This is a genomic window from Mesorhizobium sp. M2E.F.Ca.ET.209.01.1.1 (genome assembly GCF_004010375.2).
Lineage (GTDB): Bacteria > Pseudomonadota > Alphaproteobacteria > Rhizobiales > Rhizobiaceae > Mesorhizobium.
In genome coordinates this window covers 84,525-108,207 of record NZ_SADP02000007.1, presented here as the reverse complement: position 1 = coordinate 108,207, position 23,683 = coordinate 84,525, and the positions used below count along the sequence as shown (strand labels likewise).

The following is a 23,683-nucleotide window of genomic DNA, read 5'->3' as shown; positions in this document are numbered from 1 at the left end:
GTCTATTCCGTCCTGATGCGCATTTCCACGCGGCGGTTGACCGGATCGTATGGATTGGCGACGCGCGGATGCGACTTGCCGAGGCCGATCGCTTCGAGCCGCGTCGACTGAACGCCGTTGGCTTCGAGGAACGCTGCCACCGATTGCGCTCTGCGCTGCGACAGGCCCTGATTGTAGCTGTCCGTGCCGGTCGCGTCGGTGTGGCCTTCGACGACGAAGCTGAACGTGCTCAGCCGGTTGTCCTTAAGCGCCTTGGCGAACTCGTCCAGCTCGGCGCGGGCGGTCTGGTCGAGCTGGGCCGAATCCAGGGCGAAGTTGATCATCATGTCGAGGCCAGCCTTCTGGGGCGGCGCCTCGTTCTTCTCGGCCTTGCTCTTGCACTCTTCCTCGGTGCCGACACAGATGCCGCGTGACGCGCCAAGATTACCCTGGCCGGCGAAGAATTTTACGATGTCTTCCGATTTCTGAAGCGGGTCGGCGTAAACGTGCGTTGAAAAAAGCACGGTCGCCAATGCCAAGGCTGAGCTGCCCCACCGCATGACCGTCACTCCTGTTTTGACCTGTTTCGAGCGGGTTTTCGCTGGCGCGGACTATATCAAATCCTGAAACGATTGTCTGTGAACAAGCGCACGTTGCCGATGGCCGGCGCCTGATAAGGTTGAGGCTTGACCGGCGCTTGGCCGGGGGTTTCAGTGCTGTTTGTGCCGATGCTCGGGGTGTGGCAGCCATGGCCAATGAACTCGGATACAGAACGGCAAGGGATCTGTTTCTTGCCTGCCCCGCGATCGCCCGGGACATGAAGTCGCCGGCCGCCGCCCAACCCCCGCTGGAATTCTGCCGCACGCTGCTTGCCGGGCGCGTGCCGGAGGAAGCCGTCACCTTCTGCGCCTATCTGCTGCCCGAGCGCGCCGCGGTCTGGTGGGGGCATGAATGCCTGAGCCATCTCGCCGAGCTCCTTGCCGAAAGGGATCTCGAATTGCTGGCGCTCGTCAGCGACTGGGTGGGTGAGCCCGGCAATCCTCGCCATCGGGCGGCGCTGGGCAGCGCTGCCGATCCGTCGCCGGCAACGCCGGCTGCCTGGATCGCCTTGTCGGCGGCGTGGCGTGACCCGGCCTTCGATATGCTGTCGACCGGATTTCCCGCCGCCCACGCGGTCAACGCCGGGATCCTGGCGGGGTTGGCGCGCGTCTCGACCGCCGACCGCTTCGCCGTGCTTTCGGCCTTCGTCGAAATGGGCATACAGATGGTGGAGATGGAGGCGCAGCGGCAATCGGTCGACGCGTATTAGAGGCGCATGATATTTTCCGAAAGCCGGTTCCCGCTTTTCCGGATCAGCTTAGGTGGGCACTGAGTTGGATGCGTGCTGAAGAGTGAGGTCTTATCCCCAGCCACCGCCACCGCCACCGCCACCGCCGCCGCCACCGCCCAAAGGAGCAACGACCGGTGGGGTTTCGTTGACTGGTTTGATCAGTTTCTTTGCAGTGACCTTCTGTTGCTTGACAACTTTTGGCGTCGTGGTGCGGACGACCTTCGCCTGAGGTCTCGCCGCCACCGGCGTCGGCTCTGGTCCGGGCGGCAACATGGACGTACAGCCCATGAGCGCCGCCAAAACCGTAGAGAAAGTTGTCCCAACGATCACCTGTTTCGATGCCCAGCCCACCACTTTTGCCTCCTGTTGATCAGAACAAGTCCCGGCGCGGATTGGCTTGTTCCCAGACCGCCCTGGCCGTCTTGACCAGTTGATCGTCCAACGAGCCGGCTGCCGAAATCTTCGATTTGAGTTCCCCACGCATCTGTTTCAGAGCCGCTGTCTTCGCCTTCGCGCCAAATTTCGCCAGCGTTGCCTTTGCGTCCGGGATTTCGTTGCGAAGATCGAGCGCGGCCGCGAAAGCAAGGTAGCGCGCGGCCACGGCCTGATCGGCCTTGTCGCCTCTTTGCATCTCCAGCGCCGCGCGATCATACGCAGCCGACTGATCGCCGCGGTCCGTCGCCAGCTCGAACAGCCTCTGCGCCTCGGCAAGGTTCTTGTCGACGCCGACTCCATCCCTGTACATGCGGGCAAGGCTGCCGGGCGCATAGGGCTGGCCGAGATCCATCGACTTCTGGAACAGCGAGAGGGCGGCCTTGGGGTCCTTCTCGACCCCCGTGCCGGCGAGATAGTTGCGGCCGAGCAGGTTCATCGAATACATATCCTGCCGCTCGACGCCAGCTTTGAGGAAGGCCACCGCGCGCGCCGGATCTGCCGGCACGCCGTTGCGGCCCTCGGTGAAGATCGCCGCAAGATCGTTCATCGCGTAGGTATGGCCCATCGCCGCCGCCTTGAGCAGCAGGTCAAGCCCCTTGCCGGTATCGCGGTCTACACCGTAGCCGTTGAACAAAGCACGGCCCCATGAGGTCATGCCATAAGGATCGCCTTTGTCGGACGCTGCCGCATAGAAAGTGTTGGCCTGCTTGCGGTTGGCGGGCATACCCGTCCCGGTTGCGTTGAGGTAGCCAAGCTCGAACACAGCGCGGACATGCCCCTTGTCGGCGGCCTCCTGGATCGCCTTCTTCGCCTCATCGACCTTGCCAGCGGCAAGCAGCGCGCGGCCGAGTTCGTAGTGGAAACGCGCGACATCGGGATAGGCCTTCACGGCCGCCCGGCAGGCCTCCACCGCGCCGGCGCCGATCTCGTTCGGCAGCAGGCCGGGGACGACGCCCTGCAGGTCCAAAGGTTCGCCTGCCTGCGTGTCGCAGGGATCGACGCTCGGCGACAGTTTCATGGTCGCCGGCTTCGCTGACGTGTTGGCGGCACTGATCTCGAAGCCGACGATCAACGGTTTGGCGGCACCTATCTGCGGTTCGTAGCGCAGCTGGTCGACTTCATCGGCCATCAGGCTCGATTGAGGCGACAGGGTCCTATCCGGCAGAGACAGCGTCCCGGTTGCCGGATAGCTCGCGAGCTTCAGGCTGACGCCTGGATCCTTCGCCGGGAAATCCAGCTTCAGCGGCACGGGGCCGACACCGACGGGGATCTTGACGTCGCGGTTCTCGATCGCCTCGGCGGCGCCGGCGATGTGGATGCCGCGCTCCACCACCTGCTGCTTCTGCTCGGACTCCAGCGAGGCCACGAGCTGCTTGCCCGCGGCAGCGTCGCCGTTCTTGACCCGGAACACCAATATGCCCTGCGATCCGCCGCCCCATTCGTCATGCGTGGCATAGGCCAGCATGTCGACCTGATCCTCGGCGTCGGCGCCCTTCGGCACGTCCATCTGGAGCCGCGGCAGGTCCTTGCCCTCTATCGGCTCGCCCGTCGCGACCGGCTTGCCGTCCAGGATCAGGCGCCCCATCGCCGGCGGCCTTTCGATGCTGATGGTGACGGCGCCGCCGTCGACATCGACCGGCACCGGCAGGTCGAGCGCGACCGGTCCGACGCCCGACGGCACGGTTTTTTCCAGCACCGGCGGCAAAGCCGGCCGGCTGGCGCGGCGCATCAGCACCACTTCGTCAATCAGCGAGGAATTCTCCCACGGAACCTGCGCCCCCTTGGTGGCCGCGACCACATCGCGGCGCACGGCCGCCATCACCGAGCGTATCTCCTGGTTCGGCGCCAGCGCGCGGCGGGAGAAGGCGGATGAGAACGGGCTGAGATCGCCGGAGCCGTCATAGGCGACGGCGCCCGGCTCGGTGGCGAAGGCGATCAGCGTGTTCAAGGAGCTTTTCACCTGGGCGAGGCCGGTGCCGCCGGCCGCGATCAACTGGTCGCGCAGCCAATAGTCCTTGCGCGGGAACGGGTTGTTGCGGCAGGCGTCGAGGATGATCACCTGGATCTTCGATTTGGCGCGCAATTGCTGCAGGACGTCGTCGAGCTTGACCGCCTGGACCTCGATGTCGGCCGCACCTTTAAGCGACGCATCGACCGGGATCAGAAAATTCTCGCCCCCGATCTGAAAGCCGTGACCCGAATAATAGACGACCGCCAGATCGGCGCCGTCCGCCGCCGCCAGATAATTGCGGAATTCCTTCTCGAACTGGAGCTTGGTGAGGTCCTTGGCGACGAACACATCGAACCCGGCCACCCGGAACGTGTTCGACACGTCCTCGGCATCCTTGTCGGGATTCTTGAGCGCCGGAATTTCGCGGTATTCGGAATTGCCGATGACAAGCGCAACTCTTCGATCGGCCTGCGCCTGCACCGTCGTGAGGCCCACGAGGATCAAGGCTGCAATCAGAGCGCAGCGTCGCAGCATGGCAAAATCCCTAACCGCTATGACCTGTCGGCCACAAGAATTCAGCTTGCGACGCGTAGGTCTGTTAAAGAGTTCACAATCCGATAAGGCCGGATGGAACCCTTGCACTAACGACAGGATGCATGCGTATCGTCCAATCCGCCTAAGATTACCGCAGTGGCTTCGGCACCGCAACGACGGAACGGATTCGATCGCGATGATCGTCATCGGCGGGCTCAGCTCGATATGGGGGCCGCTGCTCGGCGCCGCCGTGCTGATGCTGGCCGACGAAGGCATGCGAGAATTGTCCGATTACCGCAATATCGGCCTTGGGCGGCTGCTGCCGATCTTCGTCATTGCGTGGCCGAACGGGCTGAACGGCTGGCTGCAGAGGAGCCGAACCAGCCGCGGTTGAGCAGCCGTTTCAACCCGCGCTGCTTTCTGGTTAAATACGCTCATACCATCCTGGAGAGCGCGCCAATCGCAAACGATCCCTTCGCCCCGTTGCGGCAACGCTTCCTCATCCGGTGTGGCGGTCAGTTGGAAGAGTTGAAGGCCATCGCTCGTCAAAGCAACCCCCTGCACGGCAGTGATCCCCTGATCAAGATCGCGCATTCGCTGGCGGGAGCGGCGGGAACGTTCGGATTTGCGGAGATCAGCGCGCGGGCGTCGGCGCTGGAGACGCTGCTGATCGAGCAGGCGGATGGCGCGACTGTCCGCGCGGGGCTCGATGCCTTGATCGGGGAGATCGAACGGACGCTGGCGTGACATGGACTGGCCTGACGCCAGCGGTCGGGCTCACTTCTTCCCAGCGCCGCCAAGTCCGGTCCGGGTCATTTCGCCCCAACCCTGGTTGCCGCGCAAGAATTGCCACCAGCCTTTCACCCGCCAGAAATTGTTTAGCTGGCGGTAGCCGAAATTTTCGATCACGGCGGCCACCGTCAGCACCGCGAGATCCCTGGCGCGCGGAAACCGCTGCAGCTCGGCTTCCTCGAGGATCAGCGAGCAGACGCTGACACAGACGCCATAGGTGAAGATGAGCGCGGTGAAGGCGAGCAGGTATTCGGCCGACAGGATACCGAGCAGCCAGAAGGCCGGGATCAGGATATAGCCCAGCACCTCCGCCACCGGTCCCAGCACATCGACGATCAGGATGTGGCCGAAGCCCAGGAAGCCGACGCGGCCATAGCGCGGGTTGAAGAGCATCGAGCGGTAGCGGAAGAAGCATTCGAGCGCGCCGCGCTGCCAGCGCGAGCGCTGGCGGGCGAGCACGCTCAGCGTTTCCGGCGCCTCGGTCCAGCACACCGGCTCGGGAATGAACTGGATGCGGTATTTGCGCTTTTTGTCACGCATATGGCGGTGCAGCTTGATGACAAGGTCGAGATCCTCGCCCATCGAACCCTTGGTGAAGCCGCCCACCGCCACCACTTCGGCGCGGCGGAACATGCCGAAGGCGCCGGACACCAGCATCAGCGTGTTGATGCTGCTCCAGGCCAGTCGCGCCATCAAGAACGCCCTGAGATATTCGACCACCTGGAACAAAGGCAGCAAGCGTCGCGGCAAATGGATCTCGCGCACCCTGCCCGCCTCGATCTTAGAACCGTTGGCGATGCGGATCGTGCCGCCCACGGCGATGGTGCGCTCCGGGTCGTCGATGAAAGGCTGGGCAGCGCGCATCAGGGCATCAGGCTCGAGGATGGAGTCGCCGTCGATGACGCAAAAGAGCGGCGCGCGGCAGACATTGATGCCGGCGTTCTGGGCATCGGCCTTGCCGCCATTTTCCTTATCGACTACGAACAGCCGTTCGGTCATCGGCGAGGAATAGAGGCCGCGGATCGGCTGGTGGGCAAGCGCCTCCTCGTAAGGCCGCTGGAACTTCACCAGCCTGAAGGCGTCGATCAGGCGCTGCAGCGTGTCGTCCTTCGAGCCGTCGTTGATCACGACCACCTCGAAATTCGGATATTCGAGCGCCAGCATCGAGTGCACGCTCTCGACCACGTTCAACGCCTCGTTATAGGCAGGCACCAGCAGCGCGATCGGCGGCGCGACGTCGCCATAGCGCTGCCACAACAGCGCCGAGCGCGCTACGGGCGGGCGGTTGGACAGCGCGTAGCCGGCGACGACGAGCTGCAGGAGGTAGATCGTCGTCTGCGCCAGCCCTGCCCCGATGATGAACCAGGACAGGATGGTGGCTGCCAAAACAACCTCATGGCTCCAGTCGGCGATCATAGGGCCGGCCCCTCGGCAAGGATGAGCGAGGCGGTGCGCTGGCTGCGCGAGACTTCCGCCGAAGCGATCTCGCGCAACAGCCGCTCTCCCGGCTGGCCGAAGGAGCGCAAGGCGTTGGCGGCGGCGTAGCGCACGGTCCAGAACTCGTCGTCCATCAGCCTGGAAAGCGGCACGGCGAGCTCGGGCAGGCCGAGGCGGCCCGCGGATTCGGCGGCGGCGGCGCGCACGTCCCAGTCGTCGTTGGCCATGGCGCGCTTCAGGATCGCCGGCGCCTCGGCGTGCCCCGTCAGGCCCAGCGCCCGCACCGCGGCGGCGACAACCTCGGGCGCTGCATCGCCGGCCAGGTTGGCGAAGAAATCGGCGAAGCCGAAGCCGCCAGCGTGGGCAAGCGCGTCGATCGCGGCCGCCCTGATGAAGGGCGAGGCGTCCACCCGGGATGCGTGGACCGCAAGCTCGTTGAAGCGGGAGCGTGGAAAGCGCCTGAACAGCTCGATCAAGCGCCGCGAGCGCTGCCCCGCCACGCCGATAAAATCCAGCGCGGTGCCGAGCAGGGGCAGGCTGCCCAGATCGCAGAGCGCGATGGCCGCCGCGATCTTCACTTCGCGCGAACGGTCCTGGGTGAGCGCTGTAAGGAGGCTTGCCGACGCGTCCTCCGAACCCAGCGCCGCCAGCATCTCCGCCGCGTGGATGCGCTCGGCGACGTTGCCTTTCCGCAACTGCCTGCCGACGAGATCCGGCAGTCCGCATTCGATGAAGGCGACAAGCACGTCGTCCCTCTCCTCACCGCGCAGCAGCGAAATGAACTCGAAGCCGGCATCGATGACCACGCCGGCCGGCACGCCAAGCACCGTCGCCTTCAACGCCTCGCGATCGCGGTTTTCGGTGAAGGCGATCAGCGCGGTCAGCAATTGGCGCCGCTGGTCGGCCGCCGCCCTGGCCCGGCGCTCCTGCTGCAGGCGGCGCGCGATCAGGAACAGCATGATCACCAGCGACAAGGCGCTGAGCAATATCGACAGATCCCAGATGTACCACATGGTCAAAACCGCGCCGTCAGGCCGAGGCCGAAAATGTTGCGGTCGAAGGTCGGGCGTTCTTCATGCGCGATGCTGGCGCGCAGCGTCACAGGATCGCTGACGTCGAAGGAAACGCCGCCGAAGACGGTGCGCGTCGGCACCAGCGCGCCGTCGTCGATCTCGGGAGCGTCGGCATAACCGGCGAAGACGTTGAAACGCTTCGTCACGGCAACGTCGGCGCGAAGCACATAGCCGTCCGCAACCGTCCCGGTATCGTCCTCGGCATGCACCCAGCGGGCGGAGAGACCCAGGCGGCCGTCGAGGATATAGGCCTGCACCCAAGGCTGGATGCTGGTCACGCTCGTATCGGCGAAATTGTCGTAGCGGGTATCGATGTTGAGCGAGAGCGGGCCGAACGCCTTTGCCGGCGTCACCACCTGCCAGGACGCGCCGGCGCCGATCGAATAGCGCGCCAGGAAGTCGGCATCCGGCGTCACTGCCGCGAGCGCATAGGCGGAGAAGGCCGGCGTGAAGGCCTGGTCGATGCGGCCTTCGATCTGGATATCGGTGCGGCCGAAGCGGGTCGCCACGCGGGTGTGGCCGGAAATCGTCGTGCGCGGCGACAGCCGGTAGGCAAGCCCGGCCGAACTGTCAGTCCAGTCGCCCAGCCCATTGGTGAGATCGCTGACCTCGCTGCCGAGATCGAGCCGCCATTTGCGCGGCGGCTGCACGGCCAGCCTCTGCTTGATATCGGCGGAGCCAGGCTCGATGGCGAGCGCGTGGCTATAGGCCTTCCGCGCGGCATCGTCGTCGCCTTCGGCCCGGCGCACATCGCCGATCCCCACCAGTGCCTCGGCATTCTGCGGCTCGAGCGCCAGCGCGCCCTGGAATGACTGCGCGGCCCGCGTGTAGTCGCCCTCCAGCAGGGCGATCCTGCCGTCGAGATCGAGCGCCTCGACATTGTCAGGCGCGGTCGCCAGCACGCCATCGATGCCCGAGCGGGCCCGCGGCGTGTCGCCTTGCCAGATCGCCAGGCGCGCCTTGCCCAGTCGCGCGTCGAGAAGGCCGGGCTTGATGGCCAGCGCCCGGTCGAATAAGTGCCCGGCTTCGTCGAAGCGCTGGCTGGAGCCCACGACAAGGCCAAGCGCGACCAGGATGTCTGTGTTTTTCGGGGCCACCTTGAGGGCACGGCGATAGACCTTCTCCGCCTCGGGCAGCTTGCCTGCTTGGCGGAGCCGCCTGCCCTCCTCCATCAGGCCAGGAAGGGGATCCGGCCGGCGATGCGGTTTCTTCCCCGCCACCAGAGCCGCGGCAGCCGGTTCCGGCTTGCTGGACGTTGCCTGTTCCGCCTTGCGGATGTTCTCGACAAGCGCTGCGGCATCGGCATTACCCGGATCGGCCTTGGCGACGGTTTCGGCCAACGGCAGCGCGGCATCCAAGTTACCGGAGCGATATTCGACCTCGGCCATGCCGAAGGAGGCATCCCGATAGTTCGGAGCAAGGGAAAGCGCCTTGGAAAAAGCGTCGCGCGCCGCCGTCAGATCGTTGCGGCCGAGCTCGGCGAAGCCAAGCTGGATCAGCGCATCGGCATTGTCGGGCTTGAGCGCCAACGCGCGCTTCAAGAGGTCGGCGGCCTCGTCGAAATGCTGCGCCTGCCTCGCCTTGACGGCCGAGGCGTAAAGCTCGTCGACCGTCTTCGCCAGCGCCTCGCGCGGAGCGGCGGCGACGGCCAGGATCAGGCATGCGGCGAAGCTGAGGCGCCGGCCACGCCGCATCAGCGCTTCCCGCCCTTGCGAGCGATCAGCCGCGCGAGCCTGGCCAGCAGTTCCTCGGGAATGAATGGCTTCACCAGATAGTCGTCGGCGCCCTTGTCCAGGGCCGAGACAATGTCCTTTTGGCCCTTGCGGGCCGTCAGCATGACGACCGGCGTGTCGGACAGGGTCGGGTCGCCCTTGATGCGCGCCAGCACTTCAAGGCCGTCGACCTTCGGCATCATTGCGTCGAGCACGACGACGTCGGGGGCCTCCTGCTGCGCCTTCTCCAGCGCCTCCGCCCCGTCGACTGCCTTGATGACCTCGTATCCCTTCGCCCTCAACCTGAATTCCATCAGCTCGAGCAACAACGGGTCATCATCGCAGATCAGAACTCTTGCCTTCGCTCCATCCACCAGTTCTGCTCCGGTTCCGTCGCCCCCCGGAGTGATCACCCATGGACCTGCATCCGCCAAATGCGTTCCATGCGTACGAGACCGCGCAACTCACAGATTAAGCCGATTCGCGCCAGTCGCAGTTCGATGCAATCAGTAGATGAATATCGGCGCATGGTATAGGAGGCGTAAATACCAGGCAGGGGCTTGCCGACAGGCTTTTTGCCTCTGGCGGCGCTCTCCCGGCTAGGCCATCGGACCGCCGGTGTGCGAGGCAAGCAGCTTCTTCACGTCACCGGCAAGCGCCATTGGGTCGAAGGGCTTGGCGATGACGCCCACCGCGCCCATGGCGAGATAGCGTTCGACCTCATGCGTCTGGGTACGCGCGGTGATGAACACCACGGGTATCGACCCCGTCGGCGGCGATGCGGCCAGGCGCTTAAGCGTCTCCGGCCCGTCCATGTCCGGCATCATCACGTCGAGCAGAATGAGGTCGGGTCGCCATGCTGCCGCATCGACAAGCGCCGCGGCGCCCGAAGCGCAGGACCGCACCTCGAACTCCGGCTCAAGCTCGAGCGACATCTGCGCGATTTCGCGGATGTCGTCCTCATCGTCCACATAAAGGATTCTTGCCGGCATAGTCACTCCTTGGCTCGCGCGCTGGCTCCCGCGCCGTCGCGGGCCGAAGCCAACATGTTCCTGACCAGCTTCGCGACGTCGATCTCCGACGCTTTGGTCTTGGTCATGATGGCCTGGACCCGATCGCCGAGCTTCTGGTCGAGCTCCGCCGCCGAGAAAACGATGAGCCCCGTTTCGAGCGGCAGATTGGCAAGCAGGTCCAGCCCCGATCCGTCTGGCAGCGCGATGTCGAGAATGACCAGATCGAACCGATGGTTCGAGATCGCCTGTTGCGCGTCCTTGAGCGTTCTCGCCGAGGTGATCGAGACACCGGACCCCAGCCCCTCCGACATCACCGCAAGCACACCCTCATCATCCTCGACATGCAAAATCCGCGGCTTCGGCTCGACCCGGCGGCCGGCGATCTTGGCGAGAGCGGCGTGAAGCCGTTTCGGATCCACCGGCTTCTCCAGCCAGTCGACGATGCCGATGGCGCTGCCGTTCAGCGAACGCCTGGCCTCGTCCGCGACGGCCGAGATGACGATGACCGAAATGTCGGAATTCACCGGCGACGCCCTGATGTCGTGGAAGAGCTTGATGCCGGACTCCCCCGCCAGCTTGATGTCGAGCGTCAGTGCCACGTAGTCGCGGGAGGCAAGGAGCGCCTTTGCGGTGTTGATGTCGGGGGCGACGTCGCTGGAAAAGCCTTCCGCATCGAGAAGCGCCGCGATCACCGCGGCGATGTCGGCCTCGTCCTCGCAAATCAAGACACGCAGACGGCCATCGCGCCTGCGCGCCCGCCGCTCGACCAAAACCGGCTTCTCGGCCGGCCTGCGCGCTTCGGCAAGGTCGACATGAAACGAAGTTCCCTTGCCTTCCTCGGTCTCGAAGGAAACGGCGCCACCCAGCTTCTCGACGATGGCCTTGACGATGCTCAGGCCCAGGCCGGTGCCTCCCTTCTTGCGGGTGCTGGAGGCGTCGGCCTGTTCGAACTTGCCGAATATGCGGCCTCGGAACGCTTCGGGAATGCCCGCCCCCTGATCGATCACGGAGATGCGCAGCATGTCGCCGTCGCGGCGCAGAAGCTTCACCATAACGGTGCCGCCGGGCTCGGAGAACTTGATCGCATTCGACAGAAGATTCGCCATCACCTGGTGCAGGCGGTCTGGGTCGATATTGGCTTCGGCGCGCGGCGCATCGTCGACCAGGACGATGCGGATCCTGTTCTCGGCCATGTAGTTGGAGCTGGCGGCGATCGCCTGCTCCAGCACCGGACGCACGAGCATCTGCTTGATCTTGAAGGCGATCACGCCCGACTCGATCTTCTCGATGTCGAGGATATCGTTGATGAGAAGGACAAGCCTTTCGCTATTGTTGTGGGCGATGTTGACGAGATTGGCGGCCTTGGGCGGCAATTCGCCGGCGACGCCCGCCGCGATCAGGCCCAGCGAGCCGCGGATGGAAGTCAATGGCGTGCGCAATTCGTGGCTGACCGTGGAGATGAAATCGTTCTTGAGCTGGGCGTTCCGCTTCTGCTCGGTGATGTCGCGATTGTAGGTTATGACGCCGGTGATCTTGCCGGTCTCGTCGCGGAAAGGCGCCTTCAGCGTATAGAGCCAGCCCTGCCTGCTGTCCGGGAAAAGCGCGGGCTGGTCGATGCGCAATGTCTGCCCGGCCTCCAGCGCGCCCAATTCATCCTGCCGGAAGCGCTCGGCCACCTCCTTGGGATAGAAATCGAAATCCGTCTTGCCGATCAGATCCTCGACCGATGCGGCGCCCACCATTTCGGCGGTGGCGGGATTGGCGGCGATGAAGCGCCCCTCGCCATCCTTTATGTTAAGGCAATCCGGCAGCTCGCGGACCATGGCGCGGTAGATCATGTTGGACATGGCGAGATCGCGCCGCCGCTGCTGGCGGTCGAGCAGCACGGCGATGATGAAGGTGCCGACGAAGCGGAACACGAGGGACGGGAGCGTGCTCTGCTGCGCGAGCCCGGCGAATTGCGCGGGAATGATCGGGAGCACGATCAGCCCGGCGAGCGACACCGACACGCCGAGGCCGAGTATATCGAACATGGTGCGCGAGCGGACCGCGACGATGTGGTGCCAGGCCAGGCCGACGACAGCGGTGATCAGAATGCCCATGACGCCGGCGGCTGCACCTTGCCCGCCGAGATAGAGCCGATAGGCGATGGAGCCGGCGGTGGCGATGACCATTGCCGGCCACCCGCCGAAGAACGCGGCCGCGCCAATAAAGGCGGCGCGCAGATCAATGACGAAGCCGGAGATCGACAGGGCGGTCGCCATGGAAATGATAGAGCCCATGCACATGACCAGGCCGAGAAGCAGCGACTGTATCCGCCGCGGCAGACGCCCGGTGAAATCCACCACAAGGTCCCAGGCGACGACCAGGATGGAGACAAGGGCAAGGTTGGCTAGGAGTGAGTGCCAGATTTCGGTCATGACTTTCCGGCTCCTTTTCCAGACCAATACCGGCAAAACCTATCCGAGGTCTAAACGCCGCGCGCCTGCCTATGCATGTCGCCCAGAAGTGTGCTGCGGTTCTGGGACAACGACATGCATCAAAACAAAGACTTAAAGCGCGTCGCCTGAATCCGGTTCAGCGCGACGCGCTCTCCATGGGAGGGCCTCGGCGCGACCAAGATGGTTGATCACCGTCCTTCTCTTCAGGCGCAGGTCCGGCGCCTATGTTATCGCGTATGGCAGGACGGTGCGCATGTCGGGTGCGGCACGGCGCGCTGACCCCAATTCAACCGCTCGCAGATGCGGCAGGAGATGCCGATCGGCTGGAAGGCGGCTCGGCCGGGTCGAGGGCGGCGCGATCGACGGCTGACCGTGCCGGGCGCTCTTTCCAGGGTCAGGCGCCGCTCCACATCGCATCCGGCACCACCACCAGCTTGCCGACGAAGTCCTTGCCCATGAAGTCGGTCTGGGCACGGTGGAAATCGGAGAGCTTGTAGACGCCGCCGACCAGCGGCTTGATCTTCTTTTCCTCGATGTAGCGGACGATGCGGCGGAAGTCGGCGCGCGTGCCCTGGCTGGAGCCGTGGAGCTGCAGCTGCTTCAGATACATGGTGCGGAGATCGAGCTGCACGACTGGACCGGCAATGGCGCCCGCGGTGGTGTAGCGCCCCTCGGGGCGCAGGATGCGCAACAGGTCGTTGAAGATGGCGCCGCCGACCAGATCGGCAACCACGTCGATGGGCTCGCCGCCGGTCGCTTCGTTGACGGCGGCGGGCAGATCGGCCACGCCGCGCGTGATCACCTTCTCAGCGCCGATGTCGAGCACGGCCTGTTCCTTGCCCTTGCCGACGACCGCATAGGGGATGGCGCCGCGCGCCCGCGCCAGTTGCACGATGCCGGAGCCGACGCCCCCGGAGGCGCCGGTGACCAGCACCCGTTCGCCGGGCTTCAGCGCAGCACGCTCCAGCATCTGTTCGCCGGTCAGATAGGCGCAGCAGAAGGTGGCGAGCTCGACATCGCTCAACTCGGTGTCGACGACATGCGCGTTCTCGGCCGGCAGCGCCTGGTATTCGGCATAACCGCCGTCGCGGCCGTGCCCCATATAGTCGATGTCGGCCAGCGAATCGTCGTCGCGGTTGTAGATCGAGAAGTCGACCATCACGCGCTCGCCGATGCGGCTGGCAGGCACGCCGTCGCCGATGGCGACGATCGTGCCCACTGTGTCGGTGCCCTGGATGCGCGGGAAGGTCAGCGTGTTGCCTTGCCGGCGCCAGGTCGACACGGCGGCCGCGTTTTCCTCCGTGCCATAGGCGCCCTGGCGCACCCAGACATCGGTGTTGTTCATGCCGCAGGCGCTGACCTTGACCAGCACCTCGCCGGCGGCAGGTGCGGGCACTTTCACATCGGTGCGGTAGACGAGCTTCTCCAGGCCGCCATGGCCGGTAAGCTGCACGGCGGCCATGGTGGCGGGGACGGTTCTGGTCGTGGCATTCATGTCGCTTCTCGGATGTCGCTTCTTCAGATGCTGGCAAAAACGCCGTTCACCGCGTCGGCGGTCTTGGCGACGATGGTGTCGGCCTCCTCGCGCGTCAGGCAGAGCGGCGGCGCGAAGCCGAGGATGTCGCCCTGCGGCATGGCGCGGCCGATGACGCCGCTGGCGGCGAGCGCCGTGGCGATCTGCGGCCCGACCTTCAATGCCGGATCGAAGAAGACGCGATCATCGCGATCCTTGACGAACTCGACCGCGGCCAGCATGCCGTCGCCGCGCACCTCCCCGACATGCTTGTGACCGCCGACGGCCCTGGCAAGCTCGGCGCGGAAATAGGCGCCTGTTTCGCCTGCGTTCCGCACCAGGTCCATCTCGTCGATCAGTTCTAGATTGGCGACGCCCGCGGCAACGCAGATCGGGTGCGCCGAATAGGTCCAGCCATGGCCGAGCGAGCCAAGCTTGTCGGAACCCTTGACCAGCACCTGCCAGACCTTGTCGGAAACGATGACGCCGGAGAGCGGCGCATAGGCCGAGGTCAGGCCCTTGGCGATGGTGATCAGGTCCGGCTTGATGCCGTAATGGTCGGAGCCGAACATGGTGCCGAGACGGCCGAAGCCGGTCACCACCTCGTCGGCGACGAGCAGCACGTCATACTTCTTCAGCACGGCCTGGATCTTTTCCCAATAGCCAGCCGGCGGCGGCACGATGCCGCCGGTGCCGAGGATCGGCTCGCCGATAAAGGCGGCGACCGTGTCCGGGCCTTCGGCGAGGATCATTTCCTCGAGCTTGTCGGCGCAATGCTGCGAGAACTGCTCCTCATTCATCGAGCGGTCGGCGCGGCGGAAATAATAGGGCGCCTCGGTGTGCAGGATAGGCGCGCGCGGCAGGTCGAAGGCGTTGTGGAACAGCTCCAGCCCGGTCAGCGAGCCGGTCATCACGCCTGAGCCGTGATAGCCGCGCCAGCGCGAGATGATCTTCTTCTTTTCCGGCCGCCCGAGAACGTTGTTGTAATACCAGATCAGCTTGATGTTGGTCTCATTGGCGTCGGAGCCGGAGAGGCCGAAATAGACTCGGCTCATGCCCTCCGGCGCGCGATCGATGATCATCTTGGCAAGCGTGATGGAGGCCTCGGTGCCGTGACCAACATAGGCGTGGTAGTAGGCGAGGTTCTTCGCTTGGCTTGCGATGGCGTCGGCGATCTTCTGGCGGCCGTAGCCGACATTGACGCAATAGAGGCCGGCGAAGGCATCGATGCTCTTCTTGCCGGTGTTGTCCCAGACGGTGACGCCTTCGCCGCCCGCCATGATGCGGGCCGGCGATTCACCGCGAGCATGCGTGCCCATATGCGTCGAGGGATGGAAGAAGTGGTCGCGATCCCAGGCGGAGAGTTCATTGGACTGTTCGAGCATTTTTTGACTCCTGACGAGAATGAGGGCCTGCGCAGCTTAGGCTACATCGAGGCAGAGGTATTTGAGGTCGGTAAAGGCTTCGAGGCCGTGGCGCGAACCTTCGCGGCCGATGCCGGACTGCTTGACGCCGCCGAAGGGGATCGGCGCGCCGGTGATCTTGACGCGGTTGATCGCGACCATGCCGTAGTCCAGCGCACGCCCCATGCGCGCCTGCCGGGCGCCGTTGTCGGTGACGACATAGGCGACGAGGCCATATTCGGTGGCGTTGGCGCGGGCGACGACTCCCGCCTCGTCGTCGAACGGCGTCACAGCGGCCACGGGCCCAAACGTCTCCTCGCGCATGACCAGCGCTTCGTCCGGCACATCGACAAGCAGCGTCGGCTGGTAGAACAGCGGGCCGGCAGCGTGGCGCTTGCCACCGGTCAGGCAGCGCGCGCCATGGGAAAGCGCATCGGCCACCTGCTCCTCGACCTTCTTGACCGCGCGCTCATGCATCAACGGCCCGATCTCGGCGTCCGCGGATAGTCCATTGCCAACGCGAAGCTTCTCGATGCGGCGCGCGAAAGCGGCGCAAAAGCGGTCATAGATCGGCCGCTGCACATAGATGCGGTTGGCGGCGAGGCAATCCTGGCCGGAGGTGGCGAATTTGGCATCCAGTGCGATCGTGACGGCCTTGTCGATATCGGCGTCGTCGAAGACGATCAGCGGCGCGTGGCCGCCGAGCTCCATCACCAGCCGCTTCATGGTCGGCGCGCTCTGCGCGGCGATCAGCCGGCCGACTTCGGTCGAGCCGGTGAAGCTCATGGCGCGGACCCTGGCGTCGGCGCACATGGCGCCAACAATGGTGCGCGCGTCGCCGGTGATGACGTTGAAGACGCCGGCCGGCAGCCCAGCGCGCTCGCCAAGCTCGGCCAGCGCCAGTGCCGACAGCGGTGTTTCGGAGGACGGATGCGCCACCACCGTGCAGCCGGCAGCAAGCGCAGCCGCGGCCTTGCGGGTGAGCATGGCCGACGGGAAATTCCAGGGTGTGACGACGCCGACCACGCCGAGCGGCTCGCGGCGCACCGACATCTCGGCGTTCGGCAGATGGCTGGTAACGCTTTCGGCGTTGAGGCGTTTTGCTTCCTCGGCATACCATTCGACGAAGGAGGCGGCGTAGTCGATCTCGCCAAGCGATTCCTTCAGCGGCTTGCCTTGTTCGAGCGTCATCAGCAGCGCCAGATCGTCCTTGGCGGCGACGATCAGATCGAACCATTTTCGCAAAATTTTCGAGCGCTCCTGCGGCAGCAGTGCCCGCCACGCAGGAAACGCACGGGATGCTGCGTTGATCGCCTTCGTCGTCTGGGCGGCGTCGAGTGCCGCCACAAAGGCGACGGTAGCGCCGGTTGCCGGATCGGTGACTTCAAAACTTGCCGCCGCCTCGCTTGCCGTCCAGTGGCCGTCGACATAGGCGAGCGCGCGCAGCAGGCGGCGATCGGCGAGGCGGTCGAGCGCTTCATGGTGGTTGGTGCGGGCAAAATGCGCGGACATCAGTTGGGTTCTCCCGGTGCCGAGGCGATAGGGAGAGACTAGTCGCGCGATCGAGACAAAGAGGCTGTTTCGACGGTCCGATTTAGAGAGATTGTCTCTGTTTGTCCGGGAGAGCAGGTCGATCTCTCTAACTTGCCGGCTAGCGGGTGCCACCAACGGTAAAAATTGGCCAAGCCTCCACAACTTCGTCATCCTAGGCGAAGCAGGAGCGCAGCTCCGTCGCGAAGACCGGAGGATCCATGCCGCGACCTCGATCGAAGGATGCAGCGGAGCAGAATCTGCACCGTTGCATCGCCTTGACGTCACGACATGGATCCTCGGGTCTGCGCTGCGTCGCTTCGCTCCTTGCTCCGCCCGTGGATGACGAAGCGACGGACGTTTCGGCTAATCTCCACGCTGATTGTGAGACCGACTCACCCTTGCTCCGGCAGCAGATCGGCCACCGGCAACACGGTCTCGTCCTTGACAGTCTTGGTGACGATGTAGGTGAAGTAGCGGTCGATGCCGATCTCTCGTTCGAGCAGGCTGTCGACCAGCCGCTGATAGGCATCGATGTCGCGCGCCATGACCTTCAGCACGTAATCGACGCCGCCGCCCACCGACCAGCAGGCGACGATCTCTGGAACGTCGCGCACCACCCGCTCGAACCGGTCGAAGTCAGCCTGGCGGTGGTTGGCCAGGGTCACCTCCATCAGCACGGTCGCCACCGGCGCGATGACCCGCATGGCGATCGCGGCATGATAGCCGGAGACGATGCCGGCCTTTTCCAGCTTGCGCAGCCGCATCCAGCAGGGCGTCGGCGACAGGCCGACCTTCTCGGCCAGCGCCAGCTTGGTGATGCGCCCGTCGCGCTGGATGGCGTCGAGAATCCTGAGGTCGATCGGGTCGAGCTTCGCTGCCGCCATGCGGTATCCGCCTTTCGTTCAGGACACCATGACGATGCATTATTTCGATTGTCAATTGCACTGATTTCGATCTCTAATAAGTCATGACATTATGGCAGCCAGATCCTGCTCTCATTCGCCGCCCGGCCTATCTCTCGCTGGCCGACCAGTTCGCCCGCGCCATCCATGACGGTCGGCTGGCCAATGGCGCGCGGCTGCCGACGCATCGCCGGCTGGCCGACGAGCTGAAGCTTTCGGTGCAGACGGTCAGCCGCGCCTATGAGGAATTGATCCGGCGCGGCCTGATCTCCGGCGAGGTCGGCCGCGGCAGTTTCGTGCAGACGCAGCGCCGGGAACCGGAGCCGCCCTACATCCCGGAGCGGCTTGGCGAGGTCATCGACCTCTCCATCTTGAAGCCGGTCTGCGAGCCGATGCATCTGGAGAAATTGAAGCAGGCGCTTGGGTGGCTCTCCGAGAACCTGCCGTCCAGCTCGGCCCTGTCGTTCCGGCCGAACATGGTGTTCCCGCGGCACCGCGCGGTGGCGGTCGAGTGGCTGAAGCTTTGCGGGCTGGAAGCATCGCCGCAGAACATCAACCTCACCAACGGCGCCACCGCCGGCATGACAGTGGCGCTGATGAGCGTGGCGCCGCCCGGCTCGACGGTCGCCACCGAGGCGATCGGCCACCACACGCTGGTGCCGTTGGCCCGCTATCTCGGCTTCAACCTCGAAGGCCTGCCGATCGACGGCAACGGGCTGATTCCTGACGCGCTCGACGAGGCCTGCCGCCTCTCGGACATCCGCGCCGTCTTCGTGCAGCCGTCGGTGATCAACCCGACAGCGACCTTGATGGACGCCACACGCCGCGAGCAGATCGCCGCCGTTGCCCGCAAGCACGACATCGCCATCATCGAGAACGACGTGCTCGGGCCGCTGGTCGAAGGCCGGCCGCCGGCGGTTGCCGCCTTCGCGCCCGAGCGCACGCTTTACGTCACCTCCTTCACCAAGATCACCGTGCCCGGCCTGCGCATCGGTTATCTGGCGGTGCCGGACCGCTATGTGGCCGCCGTCGCCAACCGCCACCTCGTCTCGAACTGGATGGCGACGCCGATGGTGGCGGAGATCGCCACGCGCTGGGTGAATGACGGGACGGCGACTGAGCTGGTCAACTGGCAACGCCAGGCGTTGAGGCGGCGCCAGGAGATCGCCGCGGAAGTCCTGGCGGGCGTTGACTATCGCGTGCACCGCGACGGGCTGCATCTGTGGCTGGAGCTGCCGGGCGACCGCTCAGAGGAGAGTTTTGTTTCACAGGCGCGCCTGCGCGGCGTGGCGATCGCGCCGGGCACCTCGTTCCGCATCGCCGACACGCCGTGGCACCCGGCCGTGCGCATCTCGCTCGGATCGACCACCGAGGGGGAACTGCGGGCGGGCTTAAGCGTTGTCGCCAAGCTGCTGCTCGGCGATCCGGAGCATCTCCTGCTCGCGATCTGATGCACAAGCCGAACGCAAATTGCCCTGAAATTGTGCCGCGCCGGAAATATTGTCATGATATTATTTTCCTAATTGACATGATTTGACGCGTTTCGCATCGTTAAGGGCATAGGCTTCTCCAGAACGGGGAAATGGATTGCCCGCGCCCATCATCAAGGTCGATGCGATTTCGAAGAGCTTCGGCACCTTCAAGGTGCTGGACGGATTGTCGATGCAGGTGATGCCCGGCGAGAAGCTGGCGCTGATCGGCCCGTCAGGCTCAGGCAAGACGACGATCCTGCGCATCCTGATGACGCTGGAGAAGATCGACGGCGGCCATATCCAGGTCGATGGCGAGCAGCTCTACCACATGGAGCGCCACGGCCAGTTGCTGCCGGCCGACGAGCGGCACCTGGCCAGGATGCGCCAGAAGATCGGCATGGTCTTCCAGCTCTTCAATCTCTTCCCGCACAAATGCGTCATGGACAATGTGACGCTGGCGCCGATGCTGACCAAGGGCGTCGCGCGCGCCGCCGCCGAGAAACGGGCGATGGAACTGCTCGACATGGTGGGCCTTGCCGACAAGGCGAAAGCGATGCCCGCGCAGCTCTCCGGCGGACAGAAGCAGCGCGTGGCGATTGCGCGCGCCTTGGCGCTGTCGCCCAAGATCATGCTGTTCGACGAAGTGACCTCGGCGCTCGATCCGGAGCTCGTCGAGGAAGTGCTCAACGTCATGCGCAAGCTCGCCGCCGAGACCGACATGACGATGCTTCTTGTCACCCATGAGATGGGCTTCGCCCACGACTTAGCCGACCGCGTGCTGTTCTTCGACCGCGGCCGGATCGTCGAGGAAGGCAAGCCCGATGAGATTTTCCGCCATCCCAAACAGGAAAGAACGCAGAGCTTCCTGAAGAAGATCATCGCGGCCGGACATCGCGTCTGACCGCTATGCAGAGGCGACTTTGTCGTCCTCAACGGGCGGCGCAAGCCGTCCACGGGCGGCCAAAGGCCGTCCCGAACCGAGCAAACCAATAACAGAAACAAGGAGTTGGGAACGATGAAGAAACTTGGCATTCTGGCTGGCGTCGCCGGCCTCGCAGTGAGCACGATGCTGCTCGCCTCCGGCGCGCGTTCGGCCGACGATGCAAAGCTGGAGCAGCTCAAGCAGCAGGGCTTCGCCCGCGTCGCCATCGCCAACGAGCCGCCCTATACGGCAGTGGCCGCCGACGGCAAGGTGTCGGGCGCGGCGCCGGACGTGGCGCGCGAGATCTTCAAGCGTCTCGGCGTCAACGACATCGTCGCTTCCATCTCCGAATACGGCGCCATGATCCCCGGCCTGCAGGCCGGACGCTTCGACGTCGTCACCGCCGGCCTGTTCATGAAGCCGGAGCGCTGCGCGGCGGTCGCCTATTCCGAGCCGGTGCTGTGCGATGCCGAAGCGATGCTGGTGAAGAAGGGCAATCCGAAGGGCTTCAAGAGCTATGAGGATATCGCCAAGGACAGCTCCGCCACCGTCGGCGCGCCCGGCGGCGGCACCGAGGAAAAGCTGGCGCTTAACGCCGGCGTGCCGCGCGACCGCGTCATCGTCGTGCCGGACGGCCAGAGCGGCCTGAAGATGGTGCAGGACGGCCGCATCGACGCCTATTCGCTCCCCGTTCTGTCGATCAACGACCTGATGAAGAAGGCCAATGATCCGAACCTCGAAGTGATCGCACCGGTGCAGGGCGCCCCGGTTTATTGCGACGGCGCCGCCTTCAAGAAGGGCGACGAGGCGCTACGCGATGCCTATGATGTCGAGCTCGCCAAGATGAAGAAGTCCGGCGAGTTCGCCAAAATCATCGAGCCCTACGGCTTCTCCGCCAAGGCGGCGATGTCGACGACGCGCGAGAAGCTCTGCGCGGCGAAGTAGTAGGCTTTTTTCCTTCTCCCCGTTCTACGGGGAGAAGGTGTCACGAAGTGACGGATGAGGGGCGGCGCCGAGTTCTGACAGGCTGGCTCTGCCCCTCATCTGCCTGCCGGCATCTTCTCCCCGTTCAACGGGGAGAAGGGACTTGTCGCGGCTGCTCCGCGCAACCGCAAACAATAGGAAATTTACACTCCAATGACCCAGTGGTCCGGCTATCTCGGCCTCATATTGCAGGGAGCGCTTGTCACCATCGAGCTGACGCTGATGGGGTCGGTGCTGGCGCTGATCATGGCCTTCCTTGCCGGCATGGGGCGCGTGTCCCGCTTCTTCATTTTCCGGGCGCTCGCTACGATCTATATCGAGTTCTTCCGCGGCACCTCGATCTTCGTGCAGCTGTTCTGGGCCTATTTCGTGCTGCCTTTCGCCGGCCTGTCGCTGACGCCGCTGCAGGCCGGCGTGCTGGCGCTGGGCTTGAATGTCGGCGCCTATGCGGCGGAAGTGGTGCGCGGCGCCATCCTGTCGGTCGGCCGCGAGCAATATGAAGCCTGCACGGCCCTCAATCTCGGCCGCTGGCAGGGCATGCGCCATGTGATCTTGCCGCAGGCGCTGCTGGTCATGCTGCCGACCTTCGGCAACAACGCCATCGAGCTCCTCAAGGCGACGTCGGTCGTGTCGCTGATCTCGCTCGCCGATCTCACCTTCCAGGCGCAAGTGGTGCGTTCGCAAACCGGCAGCACGCTGATGCCGTTCCTGTCCGTGCTCATCATCTATTTTGCGCTGGCGCTGATTATCTCCTGGGGTGTGCGGACGCTGGAGCGCCGCATGGCGCGCGGCTTGGATGGAGTGCGCGTCTGATGGACTGGGATTGGAACTTCGTCTGGGAGATCATGCCGACCCTGATCCAGGGCGTGAAGATCACCATCCTGGCGACCATTCTTGGCTCGATCCTGGCCGCGATCGTGGGGCTGGGGATTGCGCTGGCGCGGCGCTCGGAGAACCGGCTCGTCGCGCGCGGCATCGGCTGGTTCGCCGAGTTCATCCGCGGCACGCCGCTGCTGGTGCAGCTCTACTTCATCTTCTACGTGTTGCCCGATATCGGCATCCTGCTGCCGCCGCTGGTGGCGGGCGTCATCGGCCTTGGCCTGCACTACGGCACCTACACGGCGGAAGTCTATCGCGCCGGCATCGACAATGTGCCGCGCGGCCAGTGGGAGGCGGCCAAGGCCTGCAATCTCAACGGCCGCCACACCTGGACGCATATCATCCTGCCGCAGGCGATCCCGCCGATGATCCCGGCCTTGGCCAACTATTTCATCGCCATGTTCAAGGAGACGCCGCTGCTCTCGGCGATCACGGTGCTTGAGCTGATGAATCAGGCCAAGAGCGTCGCCAACACCTACTACCGCTATATCGAGCCGATGACGCTGGTCGGCGTCTTTTTCCTCGTCATCAGCCTCTGCTCCGTCGTGCTCTTGCGCTGGCTGGAGCATCGCTACGGCAGGATCGAAAGATGAAAGTCATGAAAGCACTGCCCGAGATCCGCCTCGAAACGGCGCGCCCCGTGCTGGACGCGCTTCCGCTGGAAAAGCGCGTCGGGCTGATCGCTTTAGCCACCGACCACACCAGTGAGGTCGACTTCCGCCGTATGGTGGCGAGCGAGCGCATCGGCGTCTATGTCGCGCGCATCCCCTACGCCAATCCGACGACGCCGGAGAATTTGCGCAAGATGCAGCCGTCGCTTTCGGCGGGCGCGGCGCTGATCCTGCCGGACGAGACGCTCGATGCGATCTGCTATTCCTGCACGTCTGCTTCGGTGGTGATCGGCGATGCCGAGATCGAGCAGGCGATCCAGGCGGGCAAGCCCGGTGTCCCGGTAGTCACCCCGCCGATGGCCGGCATGCGCGGGCTCAACGCTTTCGGGGTGAAGCGCATCAGCATTCTCACCCCCTACACCGTCGAGACCAGCCGGCCGATGGCCGCGTATTTCGCGGCGCACGGCTTCGACATCCAGAGCTTCACCTGCCTCGGCTTCGAGGATGACCGCGAGATGGCGCGCATCAAGCCGGCGTCCCTCGTTGAGATGGCGCGCAAGGTGACGCATCCGCAGGCCGATGCGCTGTTCGTCTCCTGCACCGCGCTGCGTGCCGCCCTCGCCGTCCCCAGCATGGAAGAGGCGATCGGACGTCCGGTCGTCACCAGCAACCAGGCCAGCGCCTGGAACTGCCTGCGGCTTTGCGGCGACGAGACGCCACGACCGGAGTTCGGCCGCTTGTGGACCAAGCCGCTGGCCGCGTGATCG

Annotated in this window: 22 protein-coding genes; 9 read left to right on the top strand and 13 right to left on the bottom strand. The window is 64.8% G+C overall.

Going from position 1 to position 23,683, the window contains the following annotated elements; translation table 11 throughout:
* Nucleotides 1-2: 2 nt before the first annotated feature.
* The gene (locus EN852_RS15280; protein WP_189545975.1) at nucleotides 3-539 is read right to left on the bottom strand and encodes an OmpA family protein; all 537 of its coding nucleotides are present in this window, start codon (nucleotides 537-539) and stop codon (nucleotides 3-5) included.
* A gap of 188 nt (nucleotides 540-727) precedes the next feature.
* Here EN852_RS15280 and EN852_RS15275 point away from each other — a divergent pair, with 188 nt between their 5' ends.
* Nucleotides 728-1,288, top strand: coding sequence for a hypothetical protein (locus EN852_RS15275; RefSeq protein ID WP_245430046.1), 561 nt, complete (start codon nucleotides 728-730; stop codon nucleotides 1,286-1,288).
* 90 nt (nucleotides 1,289-1,378) lie between these two features.
* On the opposite strand, the gene EN852_RS15270 is transcribed toward EN852_RS15275, so the two are convergent.
* On the bottom strand, nucleotides 1,379-1,663 hold the full coding sequence (locus tag EN852_RS15270) for a hypothetical protein (protein WP_127876016.1): 285 nt from the start codon (nucleotides 1,661-1,663) through the stop codon (nucleotides 1,379-1,381).
* A 16-nt stretch (nucleotides 1,664-1,679) separates the two neighbouring features.
* Nucleotides 1,680-4,229: a caspase family protein gene (locus EN852_RS15265; RefSeq protein ID WP_127876017.1), complete on the bottom strand. Its 2,550-nt coding sequence runs from the start codon at nucleotides 4,227-4,229 to the stop codon at nucleotides 1,680-1,682.
* Between the two features lie 196 nt (nucleotides 4,230-4,425).
* Here EN852_RS15265 and EN852_RS42340 point away from each other — a divergent pair, with 196 nt between their 5' ends.
* Complete coding sequence (locus tag EN852_RS42340; protein ID WP_246694297.1) at nucleotides 4,426-4,623, top strand: hypothetical protein; 198 nt, start codon at nucleotides 4,426-4,428, stop codon at nucleotides 4,621-4,623.
* Nucleotides 4,620-4,976: an Hpt domain-containing protein gene (locus tag EN852_RS15260; RefSeq protein WP_246693087.1), complete on the top strand. Its 357-nt coding sequence runs from the start codon at nucleotides 4,620-4,622 to the stop codon at nucleotides 4,974-4,976. Before EN852_RS42340 ends, EN852_RS15260 begins: the two co-directional genes overlap by 4 nt.
* A gap of 30 nt (nucleotides 4,977-5,006) precedes the next feature.
* On the opposite strand, the gene EN852_RS15255 is transcribed toward EN852_RS15260, so the two are convergent.
* The 10 genes from EN852_RS15255 to EN852_RS15205 all read right to left on the bottom strand — a co-directional run bounded on the left by EN852_RS15255 (nucleotide 5,007) and on the right by EN852_RS15205 (nucleotide 18,030).
* A complete protein-coding gene (locus EN852_RS15255) occupies nucleotides 5,007-6,437 on the bottom strand; it encodes a glycosyltransferase (protein ID WP_189545973.1) in 1,431 nt (476 codons plus the stop codon).
* Nucleotides 6,434-7,471, bottom strand: a complete 1,038-nt coding sequence (locus EN852_RS15250) for a HEAT repeat domain-containing protein (protein ID WP_127876018.1) — start codon at nucleotides 7,469-7,471, stop codon at nucleotides 6,434-6,436. The genes EN852_RS15255 and EN852_RS15250 overlap by 4 nt, the downstream gene beginning before the upstream one ends.
* A gap of 2 nt (nucleotides 7,472-7,473) precedes the next feature.
* On the bottom strand, nucleotides 7,474-9,225 hold the full coding sequence (locus tag EN852_RS15245) for a YaiO family outer membrane beta-barrel protein (protein WP_127876019.1): 1,752 nt from the start codon (nucleotides 9,223-9,225) through the stop codon (nucleotides 7,474-7,476).
* The gene (locus EN852_RS15240) at nucleotides 9,225-9,617 is read right to left on the bottom strand and encodes a response regulator (protein WP_127876020.1); all 393 of its coding nucleotides are present in this window, start codon (nucleotides 9,615-9,617) and stop codon (nucleotides 9,225-9,227) included. Before EN852_RS15240 ends, EN852_RS15245 begins: the two co-directional genes overlap by 1 nt.
* A 225-nt stretch (nucleotides 9,618-9,842) precedes the next feature.
* Nucleotides 9,843-10,235 (bottom strand): response regulator, encoded by a 393-nt coding sequence (locus EN852_RS15235; protein WP_127876021.1) that lies wholly within the window; start codon nucleotides 10,233-10,235, stop codon nucleotides 9,843-9,845.
* A gap of 2 nt (nucleotides 10,236-10,237) precedes the next feature.
* The gene (locus tag EN852_RS15230) at nucleotides 10,238-12,676 is read right to left on the bottom strand and encodes an ATP-binding protein (RefSeq protein ID WP_127876022.1); all 2,439 of its coding nucleotides are present in this window, start codon (nucleotides 12,674-12,676) and stop codon (nucleotides 10,238-10,240) included.
* Between the two features lie 415 nt (nucleotides 12,677-13,091).
* Complete coding sequence (locus EN852_RS15220) at nucleotides 13,092-14,192, bottom strand: alcohol dehydrogenase family protein (RefSeq protein WP_127876024.1); 1,101 nt, start codon at nucleotides 14,190-14,192, stop codon at nucleotides 13,092-13,094.
* Between the two features lie 23 nt (nucleotides 14,193-14,215).
* On the bottom strand, nucleotides 14,216-15,595 hold the full coding sequence (locus EN852_RS15215; RefSeq protein WP_127876025.1) for an aspartate aminotransferase family protein: 1,380 nt from the start codon (nucleotides 15,593-15,595) through the stop codon (nucleotides 14,216-14,218).
* A gap of 36 nt (nucleotides 15,596-15,631) precedes the next feature.
* On the bottom strand, nucleotides 15,632-17,125 hold the full coding sequence (locus EN852_RS15210; protein ID WP_127876026.1) for an NAD-dependent succinate-semialdehyde dehydrogenase: 1,494 nt from the start codon (nucleotides 17,123-17,125) through the stop codon (nucleotides 15,632-15,634).
* Nucleotides 17,126-17,538: 413 nt separating this feature from the next.
* On the bottom strand, nucleotides 17,539-18,030 hold the full coding sequence (locus EN852_RS15205) for an Lrp/AsnC family transcriptional regulator (RefSeq protein ID WP_127868551.1): 492 nt from the start codon (nucleotides 18,028-18,030) through the stop codon (nucleotides 17,539-17,541).
* Between the two features lie 83 nt (nucleotides 18,031-18,113).
* Here EN852_RS15205 and EN852_RS15200 point away from each other — a divergent pair, with 83 nt between their 5' ends.
* From EN852_RS15200 to eutA, 6 genes are all read left to right on the top strand, one after another.
* On the top strand, nucleotides 18,114-19,499 hold the full coding sequence (locus EN852_RS15200) for a PLP-dependent aminotransferase family protein (protein WP_127876027.1): 1,386 nt from the start codon (nucleotides 18,114-18,116) through the stop codon (nucleotides 19,497-19,499).
* 136 nt (nucleotides 19,500-19,635) lie between these two features.
* The gene (gene ehuA / locus EN852_RS15195; protein ID WP_127876028.1) at nucleotides 19,636-20,421 is read left to right on the top strand and encodes an ectoine/hydroxyectoine ABC transporter ATP-binding protein EhuA; all 786 of its coding nucleotides are present in this window, start codon (nucleotides 19,636-19,638) and stop codon (nucleotides 20,419-20,421) included.
* A gap of 114 nt (nucleotides 20,422-20,535) precedes the next feature.
* Nucleotides 20,536-21,387, top strand: a complete 852-nt coding sequence (gene ehuB / locus EN852_RS15190; RefSeq protein WP_127876029.1) for an ectoine/hydroxyectoine ABC transporter substrate-binding protein EhuB — start codon at nucleotides 20,536-20,538, stop codon at nucleotides 21,385-21,387.
* A 192-nt stretch (nucleotides 21,388-21,579) separates the two neighbouring features.
* The gene (ehuC, locus tag EN852_RS15185; RefSeq protein WP_127876030.1) at nucleotides 21,580-22,239 is read left to right on the top strand and encodes an ectoine/hydroxyectoine ABC transporter permease subunit EhuC; all 660 of its coding nucleotides are present in this window, start codon (nucleotides 21,580-21,582) and stop codon (nucleotides 22,237-22,239) included.
* Complete coding sequence (gene ehuD / locus EN852_RS15180) at nucleotides 22,239-22,898, top strand: ectoine/hydroxyectoine ABC transporter permease subunit EhuD (protein ID WP_127876031.1); 660 nt, start codon at nucleotides 22,239-22,241, stop codon at nucleotides 22,896-22,898. The genes ehuC and ehuD overlap by 1 nt, the downstream gene beginning before the upstream one ends.
* 5 nt (nucleotides 22,899-22,903) lie before the next feature.
* Nucleotides 22,904-23,680 carry an ectoine utilization protein EutA gene (eutA, locus tag EN852_RS15175; protein WP_127876112.1) on the top strand — a complete coding sequence of 259 codons (777 nt, stop codon included), beginning with the start codon at nucleotides 22,904-22,906 and terminating at the stop codon, nucleotides 23,678-23,680.
* Nucleotides 23,681-23,683: the final 3 nt, after the last annotated feature.

Bases quoted from the DNA above. Each gene is read 5' to 3' on its own strand.
- EN852_RS15280 (WP_189545975.1), bottom strand. From the start codon at position 539: ATGCGGTGGGGCAGCTCAGCCTTGGCATTGGCGACCGTGCTTTTTTCA.
- EN852_RS15275 (WP_245430046.1), top strand. From the start codon at position 728: ATGGCCAATGAACTCGGATACAGAACGGCAAGGGATCTGTTTCTTGCC.
- EN852_RS15265 (WP_127876017.1), bottom strand. From the start codon at position 4,229: ATGCTGCGACGCTGCGCTCTGATTGCAGCCTTGATCCTCGTGGGCCTC.
- EN852_RS42340 (WP_246694297.1), top strand. From the start codon at position 4,426: ATGATCGTCATCGGCGGGCTCAGCTCGATATGGGGGCCGCTGCTCGGC.
- EN852_RS15255 (WP_189545973.1), bottom strand. From the start codon at position 6,437: ATGATCGCCGACTGGAGCCATGAGGTTGTTTTGGCAGCCACCATCCTG.
- EN852_RS15250 (WP_127876018.1), bottom strand. From the start codon at position 7,471: ATGTGGTACATCTGGGATCTGTCGATATTGCTCAGCGCCTTGTCGCTG.
- EN852_RS15245 (WP_127876019.1), bottom strand. From the start codon at position 9,225: ATGCGGCGTGGCCGGCGCCTCAGCTTCGCCGCATGCCTGATCCTGGCC.
- EN852_RS15235 (WP_127876021.1), bottom strand. From the start codon at position 10,235: ATGCCGGCAAGAATCCTTTATGTGGACGATGAGGACGACATCCGCGAA.
- EN852_RS15230 (WP_127876022.1), bottom strand. From the start codon at position 12,676: ATGACCGAAATCTGGCACTCACTCCTAGCCAACCTTGCCCTTGTCTCC.
- EN852_RS15220 (WP_127876024.1), bottom strand. From the start codon at position 14,192: ATGAATGCCACGACCAGAACCGTCCCCGCCACCATGGCCGCCGTGCAG.
- EN852_RS15215 (WP_127876025.1), bottom strand. From the start codon at position 15,595: ATGCTCGAACAGTCCAATGAACTCTCCGCCTGGGATCGCGACCACTTC.
- EN852_RS15210 (WP_127876026.1), bottom strand. From the start codon at position 17,125: ATGTCCGCGCATTTTGCCCGCACCAACCACCATGAAGCGCTCGACCGC.
- EN852_RS15205 (WP_127868551.1), bottom strand. From the start codon at position 18,030: ATGGCGGCAGCGAAGCTCGACCCGATCGACCTCAGGATTCTCGACGCC.
- EN852_RS15200 (WP_127876027.1), top strand. From the start codon at position 18,114: ATGACATTATGGCAGCCAGATCCTGCTCTCATTCGCCGCCCGGCCTAT.
- ehuB (WP_127876029.1), top strand. From the start codon at position 20,536: ATGAAGAAACTTGGCATTCTGGCTGGCGTCGCCGGCCTCGCAGTGAGC.
- ehuC (WP_127876030.1), top strand. From the start codon at position 21,580: ATGACCCAGTGGTCCGGCTATCTCGGCCTCATATTGCAGGGAGCGCTT.
- ehuD (WP_127876031.1), top strand. From the start codon at position 22,239: ATGGACTGGGATTGGAACTTCGTCTGGGAGATCATGCCGACCCTGATC.
- eutA (WP_127876112.1), top strand. From the start codon at position 22,904: ATGAAAGCACTGCCCGAGATCCGCCTCGAAACGGCGCGCCCCGTGCTG.